This is a genomic window from Streptomyces sp. NPDC002643, from assembly GCF_053592555.1.
In genome coordinates, this window is the sequence record NZ_JBSFVY010000001.1 from 458355 (window position 1) to 473185 (window position 14831).

The window sequence follows — 14831 nt, forward strand, 5'->3', positions numbered from 1 at the left end:
TTCGGATCATGCCGACTCCGGGCGACGGCGCTTTGATACTGCCGGTGAGCGGGGTGTGGTGCGTGCAGCTGCAAGGCGGAGGAGGGAGCCAACGCGGAGCGTTGGCGACTGACGACAACGCGGCTGGGGGCCCCACGCCCTTAAGGCAGTGGGGGAGTGCGTGCCACACCCCGCGACCCCGGCATGATCCGAACGACAGGCCCTAGGGGGATCGATGACTGAATATGGCCGGGGCCCAGGCTCCGAACCATGGCATCCGGAAGACCCGTTGTACGGGGATGGCGGATGGGGAGGACAGCAGGCCCAGGCGGGCGGGCAGTCCCCCTACGGCGGCCAGCCTCAGCAGCACTACCCGGAGCAGCAGCACCAGCAGTCGTACGATCACCAGGCACACGGCGGCTGGGGCGGCGGTCACCAGGACGTCTACGCGCATCAGCAGTACCAGCAGGAGTACGGCGACCCCGGGCAGCAGTACCCCGGCCCACAGCAGTACGGCGGTCACGACCAGCAGTACGACCAGATCAACGGCGGCTGGGCCGCAGGAACGCACCAGCACACTGCCCAGGGCCCCTATGCCGCCGACCCCTACGGGGGGCAGCAGCAGGCGATGGCCTATGGCGGTGGGCAGCAGGACTTCTACGGCACGCCCGACCCCTATCAGCGGCCGGAGCCGCCCCCGAGCCGGGGCATGGAGCCCGATCCCGTGCCCCTGGCGGAGCCCGAGCCGGTGCGGCGGGCCGCCGAGCAGGACGCCGGAGCGGAGCAGGACGACCATCCGTTCTTCTCCGGTGGAACCGACGAGGTCGATGACGACGAGGCCGCGGAGCGCGGCGGACGCGGCGACCGAAAAAGCCGGGGAGGCAAGGCCGGTAAACCGGCCAAGGGCGGTAAGAAGGGCCGCAATGGTGTCGCCTGCCTGGTGGTCGTCCTGGTCTTCGGCGGCGGTATCGGCGGCGTCAGCTATTTCGGCTACCAGTTTTATCAGAGCCGTTTCGGCGAGGCTCCCGACTATTCGGGGAGCGGCACGAACGAGACCGTGACGGTCACCATTTCCAAGGGTGATTTCGGGTCGACGATCGGTCAGAAACTGAAAGCGGCCGGGGTCGTCAAGAGCGTTGACGCGTTCACCGCCGCCCAGGCGCAGAACCCGGAGGCGAAATCACTTCAGGCGGGTGTCTATCTGCTCAAGAAGGAGATGTCCGCCGAAAGCGCTCTCGCGCTGATGCTCGACCCGAAGAGCCAGAACAACTTCACCGTCATCGAGGGCGAGCGGAACAACGCGGTCTACGCCAAGATCGACAAGGAACTCGGGGTCGAGAAGGGCACGACCGAGGAGGTCGCCGAGAAGGAGTGGGACAGCCTCGGCCTTCCCGACTGGGCGAACGAGAGCGACGACATCAAGGACCCGCTGGAAGGATTCCTCTATCCGTCCACTTATCCGGTCGCCAAGGGAATGAAGCCCAAGGACGTCCTGAAGGAAATGGTGGACCTCGCCAAGGCGAAATACGAGGAACTCGACCTGGAGGACAGGGCCGAGAAACTGAAGCTCGACAATCCGCTTCAGGTACTCACCGTGGCATCCCTCGTCCAGGCGGAGGGCAAGTCCAAGGACGACTTCGAAAAGGTCGCGAGGGTCGTCTACAACCGGCTCGACCCGAACAACACCGAGACATACGGTCTCCTCGACTTCGACTCGACGGTGAATTACCTGCGCGGCGAGTCCAAGCTGGCGACGGGGTCGGTCGACTCGCTGCGGCAGATCGACGACCCGTACAACACGTACAAGATCAAGGGTCTGCCGCCCGGGCCGATCGACAATCCCGGTGAGGTCGCGATAGAGGCGGCCCTCAACCCGGCCAAGGGAGACTGGTACTACTTTGTGTCGGTCAGTGAGGACGAGACGCTCTTCGCCGTGACCAATGAAGAGCACAACAGGAACCGCGAGAAGTACCAGAAAGCGCAGAACCAGTAGATGAGCCGCACCACCAGCAAGCACCGGGCCGCCGTGCTCGGTTCCCCGATCGGCCACTCGCTCTCACCCGTGCTGCATCGGGCCGCGTACGACGAACTGGGGCTCGTCGACTGGTCGTACGACCGCTTCGAGGTCGACGAGGAGGCGCTGCCCGGGTTTGTCGAGAAGCTCGGGCCGGAGTGGGCCGGACTGTCGCTGACCATGCCGTTGAAACGTGCCGTCATCCCGCTGCTGGACGAGATCAGCGAGACGGCGACCTCCGTCGAGGCGGTCAACACGCTGTTGTTCACCGAGGACGGGCGGCGGGTCGGGGACAACACCGACATCCCCGGGATGGTCGCCGCGCTGCGCGAGCGGGGGATCGAGGAGGTCGAGTCCGCCGCGATCCTCGGGGCCGGCGCCACGGCCTCGTCCGCTCTGGCCGCGCTGTCCCGGATCTGTACCGGGGAGGTCGTGGCGTATGTACGGGGCGAGGCCCGGGCCGCCGAGATGCGCCAGTGGGGGCAGCGGCTCGGCATCGAGGTGCGCACCGAGGACTGGGGGAACGCCGAGCGGGCGCTGAACGCCCCGCTGGTGATCGCGACGACACCCGCCGGGGCCACGGACGCGCTGTCCGGTGCCGTTCCGGAGAAGCCCGCGACACTCTTCGACGTGCTGTACGAGCCCTGGCCCACCGAACTCGCGGCCCGGTGGTCCGCGTACGGCGGGGCCGTGGTGAGCGGGCTGGATCTGCTGGTGCACCAGGCGGCTGCGCAGGTCGAGCAGATGACCGGGTGCGCGACCGCGCCGGTGGGGGCCATGCGGCAGGCGGGGGAGCGGGCGTTGGCGGAGCGGGGCTGAGGCGGCCGGGCACGACCGGGGGCCCGCCCCGTGATGCGGCGGGGCGGCAGGGTTTCGCTGTGGTGATTGCGTGAAAGCGCTGTACCGCCTGGTAACCGGGGGCGATCATCCAGGGGCGGCCCGGCGACGCAGGCGGGCCGTCGAACGGAGTTCCTATGTCACGTCACTCCCGGCGCCGGTTTCTCACCTATCTGGTGGCCGCGCCCTCGCTCGCCATCGCGACCAAAGTGGGGCTGGACGCGTATGCGCCCGGCAGCGCCGAGGGGGCGATACCCACGCTTCCCGCGCCGGCCGATCTCGTCGATCTCGGTGATCTGCTGATCCTCGCCGGGAAGCCCACCGCCGACATGCTGGTGCTGAGCGTCGACGACGAGGGGATCGTCCACTTCCGGCTGCCCAGGGAAGAGGTCGGGCAGGGGCTCACCACGGCGGTGGCGATGCTGGTCGCCGAGGAGCTGGACACCCCGCTCGACCGGGTCCGCGTCCAACTGGAGGACGCCCGGCCCGAGTTGCTCTTCAATCAGCTCACCGGCTCCTCCAACTCCGTCCGTTCGCTGTACGACCCGGTACGGCACACGGCCGCCGCCGCGCGGGCCCGGATGGTGGGCGCCGCCGCCGAGCGATGGGGGCTGAAGGCAGGCGACTTGACGGTCCGCCAAGGCGTCGTGGTCGCACCCGACGGCCGTACCGCCTCCTATGGATCGCTGTCCTCTGCGGCCGCCGCCCTCGACCTCGGTTCGCTCGCCGTCACCCCCAAGAAGGAGTCCGAGCACACCCTCGTCGGCACCCCCACCTCACGGATCGACGCCCGAGCCCTGGTCACCGGCAAGCAGGCGTACACCCTCGACCTCGATGTGCCCGGCGCGAAGCCCTGCATGGTGCGTCGGCCGCCGACGATCAACGGCACCGTGAAGTCGGTCGACAACGAGGCCGCCGTACGGGCCATGCCCGGTGTGCTCGACGTCGTCGTCATCGACACGGGTGTCGCCGTCGTCGCGGAAACGTTCGGGCAGGCGCTCGACGGCAAGGAGGCCCTGGAGGTCACCTGGGGCCCGGGAACCGTGGACGCGCTGTCGGACGACGACATCAAGGCGAAGCTGAAGGCGGCCACGCCGTCGCTGGATGTGCTCGGGCTGCTGGTCAAGAAGGTGGAGGGCGAGTTCGACTTCGCGTTCGCCAGTCATGCGCCCCTGGAGACCAACTCGGCGGTGGCCGATGTGCGCGGTGACGACGCCGAGGTGTGGTCGGGCCTGAAGTCGCCGATCGTCGCGCAGGCGGCCATCGCCAAGGCCGTCGGACTGCCCGTGTCCAAGGTGAAGGTGCACGTCGTGCAGTCGGGCGGGTCCTTCGGGCGGCGCCTGTTCCACGACGCCGCACTGGAGGCGGCCGTCGTGTCCAAGAAGAGCGGGCGGCCGATCCGGCTGATGTGGTCGCGGATCGACGACATGCGGCACGGGCGGATGCGGCCCGCCACCCACCACCGGATACGCGCCACCTACGCGGCCGGGCAGGTGCTCACCTTCACCCACCAGGTGGCCGCCGTGGAGACCGACTTCCGCCACGGGCTCGGCGACGCGATCACCGCCGCCGCGGCGAGCCTGCCCAGCGGCATCGGCAACGCCACCTTCGCCCAGACCCTGTTCCTGACCACGGTGAAGTCCCCGTACAACTTCGGCGTGACCGTGCAGGCGCTCACCGAGGTGACGCTGAAGATGCACACCGGGTCATGGCGCTCGGTGTACTCGGCCAACACGCGCGGGGCCGAGGAGATCGTCGTCGACGAACTGGCGGCGAAGCTCGGCAAGGACCCGGTGGCTTTCCGGCGCGAGTTCCTCAAGACGGCTCGGCAGCGGGCCGTGCTCGACAAGGTCGCCGAGGAAGGGGAGTGGGGGCGCGGCCTGCCCGACGGGTGGGCCCAGGGTGTCGCCTTCCACGACGAGTACAAGGCCCGCACGGCCTGTCTGGTCGAGATCGACGCCACCGACCCGAAGAAACCCCGGGTCACCAAGGCGGTCATCGCGGCCGACGTGGGCCGTGTCATCAACCCGCGCGGCCTGGAGGCCCAACTGCTCGGCGGGCTCACCGACGCCATCTCCACCACCCTGCGCGCCGGGCTCCACATCGACGAGGGGCTACCACTGGAGGGCAGCTACTCGCAGTTCCACTACGCCCGCCAGAAGGACTCCCCGAAGGACGTCAGGATCTACGTCATCGAGGGCGCCGACGAGCCGGGCGGCGCGGGCGAACTCGGCGTCCCGGCGGCCGTCGGCGCCATTGCCAACGCCTACGCGCGCGCCACCGGCACCCGGCCCCGCAGCTTCCCGATCAACTTCGACGTGGACTTCACCCCGTTCCCCCGCTGAGTCCCGCCCGGTACCAGGAGCACATCCATGCCGTCCCACACCTTCACCGTCAACGGCGAGACCGTCACCGTCGACGCACCCGACGACCTGCCCCTGCTGTGGGCGCTGCGCGATCTGCTCGGCGTCCGAGGCCCCAAGTACGGCTGCGGCATCGACGTCTGCAAGGCCTGCACCAGCCACCTCGACGGCGAGGCGATACGGCCCTGTGTGACTCCGGTCGCCGAGGCGGCCGGCCGGGAGGTCACCACCATCGAGGGGCTCGCCGACGGCGACACACTGCACCCGGTGCAGGAGGCGTGGCTGGAACAGGACGTCGCCCAGTGCGGCTACTGCCAGCCCGGCCAGATCATGGCCGTCGTCGCCCTTCTCAAGCGCACGAAGAACCCGACCGACGCCGACATCGACGAGATAGCGAACGTCTGCCGCTGCGGCACGTACTTCCGCATCCGCGAGGCGATCAAGAGCGCGGCGGCGAAGATGGCGTGACCGGACGCGGTGTCGCGCGCACGGGCCGTCCGTCCGCGCGGCTCCACGCCGTCCCCGCGCATCCGGCCCGTCCCGTCTGCTGGACCTGTGACCGGCTCCCGCCCCGGACGTGGGAGGATCGGAGGTGGCGTGCCGGGGCCGCGCACCCGGTCGCCGTCGCCGTACGCGAGGACGCGCGTACACCAAGGCAGCAGGCAGTACGAGGGCGCGAGCACTGAGGAGCACCGTTGAGCAGGTTGCGCTGGCTGACCGCGGGGGAGTCCCATGGTCCCGCACTGGTGGCGACGCTGGAGGGTCTTCCCGCCGGTGTGCCGATCACCACGGAGATGGTGGCGGACCACCTGGCCCGTCGGCGCCTCGGTTATGGACGCGGTGCGCGCATGAAGTTCGAGCGTGACGAGGTCACCTTCATCGGCGGTGTGCGGCACGGTCTGACCATGGGCTCGCCCGTGGCGGTGATGGTCGGCAACACCGAGTGGCCGAAGTGGGAGCAGGTCATGGCCGCCGACCCGGTCGACCCGGAGGTGCTGGCCGGTCTCGCCCGCAACGCCCCGCTGACCCGTCCGCGCCCCGGCCACGCCGACCTGGCGGGCATGCAGAAGTACGGCTTCGACGAGGCCCGTCCGGTCCTGGAGCGGGCCTCCGCCCGTGAGACCGCCGCCCGCGTGGCCCTCGGCGCGGTGGCCCGGTCGTATCTGAAGGAGACGGCCGGCATCGAGATCGTCAGCCATGTCGTGGAGCTGGCCGCCGCGAAGGCCCCGTACGGGGTGTACCCGACCCCGGCCGACGTCGAGCAGCTGGACGCCGACCCGGTGCGCTGCCTGGACGCGGACGCCTCGAAGGCGATGGTCGCGGAGATCGACCAGGCCCACAAGGACGGCGACACCCTCGGCGGTGTCGTCGAGGTGCTGGCGTACGGCGTGCCGGTCGGCCTGGGCTCGCACGTCCACTGGGACCGTCGGCTGGACGCCCGTCTCGCCGCCGCCCTGATGGGCATCCAGGCGATCAAGGGTGTCGAGGTGGGCGACGGTTTCGAGCTGGCGCGAGTGCCCGGTTCGAAGGCGCACGACGAGATCCTGGCCACCGACGAGGGCATCAGGCGGGCCTCGGGGCGCTCCGGTGGCACGGAGGGCGGTCTGACCACGGGTGAGCTGCTGCGGGTCCGCGCCGCCATGAAGCCCATCGCGACCGTGCCGCGTGCGCTGCAGACCGTGGACGTGGTCACGGGCGAGGCGACCCAGGCCCACCACCAGCGCTCCGACGTGTGCGCCGTACCGGCGGCCGGGATCGTGGCCGAGGCCATGGTGGCCCTCGTGCTGGCGGACGCGGTGGCGGAGAAGTTCGGGGGCGACAGCGTCACCGAGACCCGCCGCAACGTGCGGTCGTACCTCGACAACCTCGCGATCCGGTGACCCCGATGCCTGATCCGGTGACCCCGATGCCTGTGGTCGTACTGGTCGGCCCCATGGGCGTCGGCAAGTCCACCGTCGGCCGGATGCTCGCCGAGCGGCTCGGCGTCGAGTACCGCGACACCGACGACGACATCGTGGCCGAGCAGGGCCGCGCGATCGCGGAGATCTTCGTCGACGAGGGCGAGCCCGCGTTCCGCGCCATCGAGAAGCGGGCGGTGCGCACGGCGCTGACCGAACACGACGGCGTCCTCGCCCTCGGCGGCGGCGCGATCCTCGACGCGGACACACGCGGCCTGCTCGCCGGGCAGCGTGTCGTCTACCTCTCCATGGACGTCGAGGAAGCGGTCAAGCGCACCGGCCTGAACACCGCGCGCCCGCTGCTCGCCGTCAACCCCCGCAAGCAGTGGCGGGAGCTGATGGAGGCCCGGCGTCACCTCTACGAGGAGGTCGCCACGGCCGTCGTGCCCACGGACGGCCGCACGCCCGAGGAAGTCACCCAAAACGCCCTGGACGCCCTGGAGTTGAAGGAAGCATGAGCGAGACAGTGACCCGAATCCAGGTCGGCGGCTCGGCGGGCACCGAGCCGTACGAGGTCCTGGTCGGACGTCAACTCCTCGGGGAACTCCGCGGGTTGATCGGCGACAGGGCCAAGCGGGTCGCGGTGATCCACCCCGAGGCGCTGGACGGCACCGGCGAGGCGATCCGCGCCGACCTCGCCGAGCAGGGCTACGACGCCGTGGCGATCCAGGTGCCGAACGCGGAGGAGGCCAAGACCGCCGAGGTCGCCGCCTACTGCTGGAAGGCGCTGGGCCAGTCCGGGTTCACCCGCACCGATGTCATCGTCGGAGTGGGCGGCGGCGCCACGACGGACCTCGCCGGGTTCGTGGCGGCGACCTGGCTGCGCGGGGTGCGCTGGATCGCCATCCCCACCACCGTGCTGGCCATGGTCGACGCGGCCGTCGGCGGCAAGACCGGCATCAACACCGCCGAGGGCAAGAACCTGGTGGGCTCCTTCCACCCGCCGGCCGGGGTGCTGTGCGACCTGGCCGCCCTCGACTCGCTCCCGGTCAACGACTACGTGTCCGGACTGGCGGAGATCATCAAGGCCGGTTTCATCGCCGACCCGGTGATCCTGGACCTGATCGAGGCCGACCCGCAGGCCGCCCGCACCCCCGCGGGCCCGCACACGGCGGAACTGATCGAACGCTCGATCAGGGTCAAGGCCGAGGTCGTCTCCGGAGACCTGAAGGAATCCGGCCGCCGCGAGATCCTCAACTACGGGCACACCCTCGCCCACGCCATCGAGAAGAACGAGCGCTACAAGTGGCGGCACGGCGCGGCGGTGTCGGTGGGCATGCACTTCGCGGCCGAACTGGGGCGTCTGGCGGGCCGGTTGGACGACGCGACGGCGGACAGACACCGTACGGTCCTGGAATCCGTCGGCCTTCCCCTGCACTACCGCCATGACCAGTGGCCCAAGCTGCTGGAGACCATGAAGGTCGACAAGAAGTCCCGGGGCGACCTGCTGCGCTTCATCGTCCTCGACGGACTGGCCAAGCCCACCGTCCTGGAGGGCCCCGACCCCGCCGTACTCCTCGCCGCCTACGGCGAAGTGGGCCAGTAACGCCCGTTCAGGCGCCGCATGCCCGATTCGCCTTGTGTTCATGGCCACTTGGGCACGGGGGACCGTTCCCGGCCGTTCACCAAACGACGGCCGGGGACGGTACCGTTCGGTAGGACCGGGGTTCGAAAGACCCCGCCTGCCAGTGTCGATGTGACTGTACGAGACGGAGTGGCACCGGATGCAGCACGCAGTGGGAGCACCGCTGCCGCCGCCCCACCGGCCGGGGCAGGGCCAGACGACCCCATGGTCACCGGCCGCGCACCAACAGGGACACCCGGTCGGCCCGCCCCCCGGAGCACCGGTCGCGCCGCCCGCCTCGGCACCCCCGCACGCACCGACGGCCCCTCCCGGCTCGGTGCCGCCGCCCGCCCCGGGCTTCACCGGAGCCCCCGGGCACCCGCAGCACACCTCTGCCGCGCCGCGGACCGGAGTGCCCCGGGACACCACCGGACACGTGCAACTGCCGCCCGGCGGCCCCGTCACCATGCCGAGCCCGCCTCCCGCCACGGGCGCCCCGGACGTCACGACCACCACCCTCGCCGTACTGCTCATCGGCCCCGCGGGGGCGGGCAAGACGAGCGTGGCCAAGTACTGGGCGGATCACCGCCGGGTGTCCACGGCCCACATCAGCCTGGACGACGTACGGGAATGGGTGCGCTCCGGTTTCGCCGACCCGCAGTCCGGGTGGAACGACAACTCGGAGGCGCAGTATCGTCTCGCCCGCCGGACCTGCGGCTTCGCCGCACGCAACTTCCTGGCGAACGGGATCTCCTGCATCCTCGACGACGCGGTCTTCCCCGACCGTCCCGTCGTCGGCCTCGGCGGCTGGAAGCGCCACGTCGGCCCGGGCCTCCTGCCGGTGGTCATCCTCCCCGGCCTGGACATCGTCCTGGAGCGCAACGCCGAGCGCAGCGGCAACCGCCGCCTCACCGACGAGGAAGTCGCCCGCATCCACGGCCGCATGGCGGGCTGGTACGGCTCCGGCCTCCCCATCATCGACAACTCCCAGCTGGACGTCCCGGGCACGGCGAGGGTCCTGGACGAGGTCCTGGCGAGGTCCATCGCGAGCCCGCCGAAGTGGTGACCCCGTGAAGTAGTGCCCTCATGAAGTGGTGCCCTCGTGGGGGAGGACCAGCGGCAATGCACAGGAGCTGATCGACCGAAATGGCTAACCGATAAACGCCGGGGCGCTGGGCCCACCCAAAAGGGGCGCGGGGCTGTGACACTTGCGGCTCCGCCGCGTGGGCGCGACAAGCCCCCACCGGCCCGCAGGCGGCACCCAGCCCGCACTGGCACCCCCGGACCCCGCGCGGCGCCCCCACTTGGCCTCACTGAACCGGCGACCAACCAGCAAAGCTCATAGGCTCGCCACATGTCAGAGGTGCACGCAGCCCGCCGAAACCGCCTGAGAGACCGCTGCCACGCCGCCGGCAGCGCCACCGCACTCGTCACCCGCCCGGCCAACGTCCGCTACCTCACGGGCACGGCCCTCCAGGGCGCCGTCCTGCTGCTGGGCAGGAGCGACGACCAGCTCGTCTGCGTGGGCCCACCGAACAGTGGGCCCGCCGGCTCACGCCCCGACGCATCGCTGCGCGTCCACGTGCTCCCGGGCCCCGGCGGCGACCCGGCCGTCGCCGCCGCCGACCTCGCCACGGCCGCGCACGCCGACTCCCTCGCCGTCGAGGAACACCACCTCACCGTCGCCCGGCACCGGGCGATCCGCTCGGTCGCGCCCCGGCTGCGCCTGACCGACCTCGGCGGCGCGGTCGAGCAGCAGCGGATCGTCAAGGACGAGGAGGAGATCTCCTATCTGCGGATCGGCGCGGAGATCGCCGACCAGGCACTCGGTGAACTCCTCGAATCGATCCTCGTCGGGCGCACCGAACGGCACCTCGCCCTCGAACTCGAACGCCGCCTCGTCGACCACGGCGCCGACGGCCCGGCCTTCACCACCTCCGTCGCCACCGGCCCCAACTCCGGCCGCCGAGGCCACCTGCCCACCGACCGCCGCGTCGAGGAGGGCGACTTCCTCTCCGTCTGCCTCGGGGCCATGTACCGCGGCTACCGCTGCGAGATCGGCCGTACGTTCGTGATCGGGACCTCGCCCGCCGACTGGCAGATCGAGTTGTACGACCTGGTCTTCGCAGCCCAGCGCGCCGGACGCGAGGCCCTGGCACCCGGCACCGCGTACCGCGCCGTCGACCGCGCCGCCCGCCAGGTGCTGGACTCCGCGGGGCACGGCGAGGGCCTTCCGGCGCTGATGGGGCACGGGGTCGGACTCGAAATCGACGAGGACCCGCAGTTGGCCCCTTCGGCCATGGGTAAACTGGACGCTTGCGTGCCGGTCACCGTCGAACCGGGGGTCCACCTCCCGGGCCGGGGCGGTGTCCGGATCGATGACACGCTCGTCGTACGCCCCGAGGCGGACGGCGGACCCGAGCTACTCACCATCACGACCAAGGAGCTGCTCGCGCTCTAGCCCTTGAGCTGTGCGCCTGCCCCGGGGTCGTCCACGTACGTCCAGGAGATTGAAGCAACCGTGGCTTCCACGAACGACCTCAAGAACGGCATGGTGCTCAAGCTCGACGGCGGCCAGCTCTGGTCCGTCGTCGAGTTCCAGCACGTCAAGCCCGGCAAGGGCCCGGCCTTCGTGCGCACCAAGCTCAAGAACGTGCTCTCCGGCAAGGTCGTCGACAAGACGTTCAACGCCGGCGTCAAGGTCGAGACGGCCACTGTCGACAAGCGCGACATGCAGTTCTCCTACATGGACGGCGAGTACTTCGTCTTCATGGACATGGAGACCTACGACCAGCTCATGGTCGACCGCAAGGCCGTGGGCGACGCCGCCAACTTCCTGATCGAGGGCTTCACCGCCACCGTCGCGCAGCACGAGGGCGAGGTGCTCTTCGTCGAGCTGCCGGCCGCCGTCGAACTCGTCATCCAGGAGACCGAGCCGGGCGTCCAGGGCGACCGCTCCACCGGTGGTACCAAGCCCGCGACCCTGGAGACCGGCCACCAGATCCAGGTCCCGCTCTTCATCACCACCGGCGAGAAGATCAAGGTCGACACCCGCACCAGCGACTACCTCGGCCGGGTGAACAGCTAACCGTGGCTGCCCGTAACACGGCCCGCAAGCGCGCCTTCCAGATCCTCTTCGAGGGCGACCAGCGCGGGGCCGACGTTCTGACCGTCCTCGCGGACTGGATTCGGCTCTCCCGGAGCGACACGCGGCAGCCGCCGGTCAGCGAGTACACGATGCAGCTGGTCGAGGGCTACTCGGGGCACGCCAAGCGGATCGACGAGCTGATCGCGCAGTACTCCGTGGGCTGGACGCTGGACCGGATGCCGGTCGTGGACCGCAACATCCTGCGGCTCGGCGCCTATGAGCTGATCTGGGTCGACGAGACCCCGGACGCCGTCGTGCTGGACGAGATGGTGCAGCTGGCGAAGGAGTTCTCCACGGATGACTCACCGTCGTTCGTGAACGGTCTGCTCGGCCGGTTGAAGGACCTGAAGCCTTCGCTTCGCCGGGAGACCGAATAAGCGGAGCAAGAGACAGAAAACCGCCGGGGTGGTCCGAACCGTAAGGTTCAGGCCACCCCGGCGGCACGTTTCTGCTCAAGCCTGGCTTGGCTGCTCAGGCCAAGGCCGTGAAGCTCAGCTGTCCTCGTGGGTCACCGCGCGGCGCGCGTCCGCGTCGAGGACACCCCAGCTGATCAGCTGCTCGGTGAGGACCGAGGGGGACTGGTCGTAGATGACGGCGAGGGTGCGCAGGTCGTCCTGGCGGATCGACAGCACCTTGCCGTTGTAGTCACCGCGCTGGGACTGGATCGTCGCCGCGTAACGCTGGAGCGGGCCGGCCTTCTCGACGGGGACGTTGGCCAGGCGCTCCAGGTCGAGGACGAGCTTCGGTGGCGGCTCGGCGGCGCCACCGGGGGTCGTACCGGGGAGCAGCTCCTGCACCGGAACCCCGTAGAAGTCCGCCAGCTCCGCGAGGCGCTGCACGGTGACGGCGCGGTCTCCGCGCTCGTACGAACCGACCACGACCGCCTTCCAGCGTCCCTGGGACTTCTCCTCGACACCGTGGAGGGAAAGGCCCTGCTGGGTGCGGATGGCCCGGAGCTTGGCCCCGAGCTGTTTGGCGTATTCGCTGGACATATGGCTCCCCGGACACTGGGTCATCGTGCGGCTGGGCCGCGCGGCTGGTGACTCACTGTGAGGTTACGCAGCGTGACTCTGCCCCGTCAAGCCGAATGGTCCGGACCGACTCTTCCGTGGTAACCGCTCTCCCTTGGGCCAAGGGGGTGATCAGGGGCGTTGCGGGAGCCTGCTAATGTTGACGGCGCAAATCCGACGTCCTTTAAGGTCCGTCCCGTGAGGCGGAGAAGGAGGTCCGTTTCGTATGGACACCCAGCAGAATCCGCAACCGGATCAGCCGTCGTCCGACGCCAGGCCCGTGCTCGAAGGGCCCGACATCGCGCGCGTACTGACCCGAATCGCCCACGAGATCGTCGAACGCGCCAAGGGCGCCGACGACGTGGTGCTCCTCGGCATCCCGACCCGAGGCGTCTTCCTCGCCCAGCGGCTCGCCGCGAAGCTGGCCGAGATCACCGACCGCAAGATCCCGGTCGGCTCCCTCGACATCACCATGTACCGCGACGACCTGCGTATGCACCCGCCGCGTGCGCTGGCCCGCACGGACATCCCCGGTGACGGCATCGACGGCCGGCTCGTCGTCCTCGTCGACGACGTGCTCTTCTCCGGCCGCACCATCCGCGCCGCCCTCGACGCCCTGAACGACATCGGGCGCCCCCGCGCGGTGCAACTCGCGGTCCTCGTCGACCGGGGTCACCGCGAACTGCCGATCCGCGCCGACTACGTCGGCAAGAACCTCCCCACGTCGCTGCGGGAGACGGTCAAGGTCCAGCTCGCCGAGGAGGACGGTCGGGACACCGTGCTGCTCGGTGCGAAGCGGACCACCCGGGGCGCGCAGCACTAGCGACCGCGACGGCGTACGGCGCTGCCCATGCGCCCCGCGCCCGCGTGATCGCCCCTCCGCGCGCCTGCCCGCCGGTCAGTCGCACCCGTGTGCCCGACCGGTCGGGGCTCGCCTCCCACCGAACCGCTTGAACCGCCTTACGGAGCCTGAAAGATGCAGCGCCATCTCATCTCGGCCGCCGACCTCACCCGTGACGACGCCGTCCTGATCCTCGACACCGCCGAGGAGATGGCCCGGGTCGCCGACCGGCCGATCAAGAAACTGCCCACCCTGCGCGGTCGTACCGTCGTCAACCTCTTCTTCGAGGACTCCACCCGCACCCGGATCTCCTTCGAGGCCGCCGAGAAGCGACTGTCGGCGGACGTCATCAACTTCACGGCCAAGGGCTCGTCGGTGTCGAAGGGCGAGTCCCTGAAGGACACCGCGCAGACCCTCGAAGCCATCGGTGTCGACGCCGTGGTCATCCGGCACGGCGCCTCCGGTGCCCCGTACCGGCTCGCCAACTCCGGCTGGATCGACGCCGCCGTCATCAACGCCGGCGACGGCACCCACCAGCACCCCACCCAGGCGCTGCTGGACGCCTTCACCATGCGGCGCCGGCTCGTCGGCCGGGACGCCGGGATCGGTCAGGACCTCGGCGGCCGGCGCATCACGATCGTCGGCGACATCCTGCACAGCAGGGTCGCCCGCTCCAACGTCGACCTGCTGCACACCCTCGGCGCCGAGGTCACCCTCGTCGCCCCGCCCACCCTGCTGCCGGTCGGCATCGAGACCTGGCCCTGCGAGGTGTCGTACGACCTCGACTCCACGCTGCCCAAGTCCGACGCGGTGATGATGCTGCGGGTGCAGCGCGAGCGGATGAACGCCGCGTTCTTCCCGACCGAGCGCGAGTACTCACGGCGCTACGGCCTCGACGGCGACCGTATGGCGCGGATGCCGGAGCACGCCATCGTGATGCACCCCGGGCCGATGGTCCGGGGCATGGAGATCACCGCCGAGGTGGCCGATTCCGATCGCTGCACGGTCGTCGAGCAGGTCGCGAACGGTGTGTCGACCCGTATGGCTGTGCTGTATCTGCTGCTTGGCGGCAACGAGCCCGCCGTGACCCACACCCGTACCACCGAGGAGAAGTAAG

Annotated in this window: 14 protein-coding genes; 13 read left to right on the forward strand and 1 reads right to left on the reverse strand. The window is 70.1% G+C overall.

Annotated elements, in window-relative coordinates:
* Positions 1-214: 214 nt before the first annotated feature.
* The 11 genes from mltG to nusB all read left to right on the forward strand — a co-directional run bounded on the left by mltG (position 215) and on the right by nusB (position 12240).
* Positions 215-1972, forward strand: coding sequence for an endolytic transglycosylase MltG (mltG, locus tag ACWD4G_RS02035; RefSeq protein ID WP_451290152.1), 1758 nt, complete (start codon positions 215-217; stop codon positions 1970-1972).
* Complete coding sequence (locus tag ACWD4G_RS02040) at positions 1973-2812, forward strand: shikimate dehydrogenase (RefSeq protein WP_451290154.1); 840 nt, start codon at positions 1973-1975, stop codon at positions 2810-2812. It begins immediately after the preceding gene.
* A gap of 155 nt (positions 2813-2967) precedes the next feature.
* Complete coding sequence (locus tag ACWD4G_RS02045; RefSeq protein WP_451290156.1) at positions 2968-5175, forward strand: molybdopterin cofactor-binding domain-containing protein; 2208 nt, start codon at positions 2968-2970, stop codon at positions 5173-5175.
* A gap of 27 nt (positions 5176-5202) precedes the next feature.
* Positions 5203-5661 carry a (2Fe-2S)-binding protein gene (locus ACWD4G_RS02050; protein WP_451290158.1) on the forward strand — a complete coding sequence of 153 codons (459 nt, stop codon included), beginning with the start codon at positions 5203-5205 and terminating at the stop codon, positions 5659-5661.
* Between the two features lie 227 nt (positions 5662-5888).
* Positions 5889-7073 carry a chorismate synthase gene (gene aroC, locus ACWD4G_RS02055; protein ID WP_451290159.1) on the forward strand — a complete coding sequence of 395 codons (1185 nt, stop codon included), beginning with the start codon at positions 5889-5891 and terminating at the stop codon, positions 7071-7073.
* 26 nt (positions 7074-7099) lie between these two features.
* Positions 7100-7609 (forward strand): shikimate kinase, encoded by a 510-nt coding sequence (locus ACWD4G_RS02060; RefSeq protein WP_451290285.1) that lies wholly within the window; start codon positions 7100-7102, stop codon positions 7607-7609.
* Entirely contained in the window at positions 7606-8697 is a 1092-nt protein-coding gene (aroB, locus tag ACWD4G_RS02065) for a 3-dehydroquinate synthase (RefSeq protein ID WP_451290160.1), read from the forward strand. The genes ACWD4G_RS02060 and aroB overlap by 4 nt, the downstream gene beginning before the upstream one ends.
* A gap of 178 nt (positions 8698-8875) precedes the next feature.
* Complete coding sequence (locus ACWD4G_RS02070) at positions 8876-9781, forward strand: Pro-rich N-terminal domain-containing protein (RefSeq protein WP_451290161.1); 906 nt, start codon at positions 8876-8878, stop codon at positions 9779-9781.
* Positions 9782-10069: 288 nt separating this feature from the next.
* On the forward strand, positions 10070-11176 hold the full coding sequence (locus tag ACWD4G_RS02075; RefSeq protein ID WP_451290162.1) for an aminopeptidase P family protein: 1107 nt from the start codon (positions 10070-10072) through the stop codon (positions 11174-11176).
* A 60-nt stretch (positions 11177-11236) separates the two neighbouring features.
* Entirely contained in the window at positions 11237-11803 is a 567-nt protein-coding gene (gene efp / locus ACWD4G_RS02080; RefSeq protein WP_055522452.1) for an elongation factor P, read from the forward strand.
* Between the two features lie 2 nt (positions 11804-11805).
* Positions 11806-12240, forward strand: coding sequence for a transcription antitermination factor NusB (gene nusB, locus ACWD4G_RS02085; protein WP_451290163.1), 435 nt, complete (start codon positions 11806-11808; stop codon positions 12238-12240).
* A gap of 114 nt (positions 12241-12354) precedes the next feature.
* On the opposite strand, the gene bldD is transcribed toward nusB, so the two are convergent.
* Complete coding sequence (gene bldD / locus ACWD4G_RS02090; protein WP_451290164.1) at positions 12355-12855, reverse strand: transcriptional regulator BldD; 501 nt, start codon at positions 12853-12855, stop codon at positions 12355-12357.
* Positions 12856-13099: 244 nt separating this feature from the next.
* On the opposite strand from bldD, the gene pyrR reads away from it, so the two are divergent.
* The gene (gene pyrR / locus ACWD4G_RS02095; RefSeq protein WP_451290165.1) at positions 13100-13696 is read left to right on the forward strand and encodes a bifunctional pyr operon transcriptional regulator/uracil phosphoribosyltransferase PyrR; all 597 of its coding nucleotides are present in this window, start codon (positions 13100-13102) and stop codon (positions 13694-13696) included.
* Positions 13697-13849: 153 nt separating this feature from the next.
* A complete protein-coding gene (locus tag ACWD4G_RS02100) occupies positions 13850-14830 on the forward strand; it encodes an aspartate carbamoyltransferase catalytic subunit (RefSeq protein ID WP_451290166.1) in 981 nt (326 codons plus the stop codon).
* Position 14831: the final 1 nt, after the last annotated feature.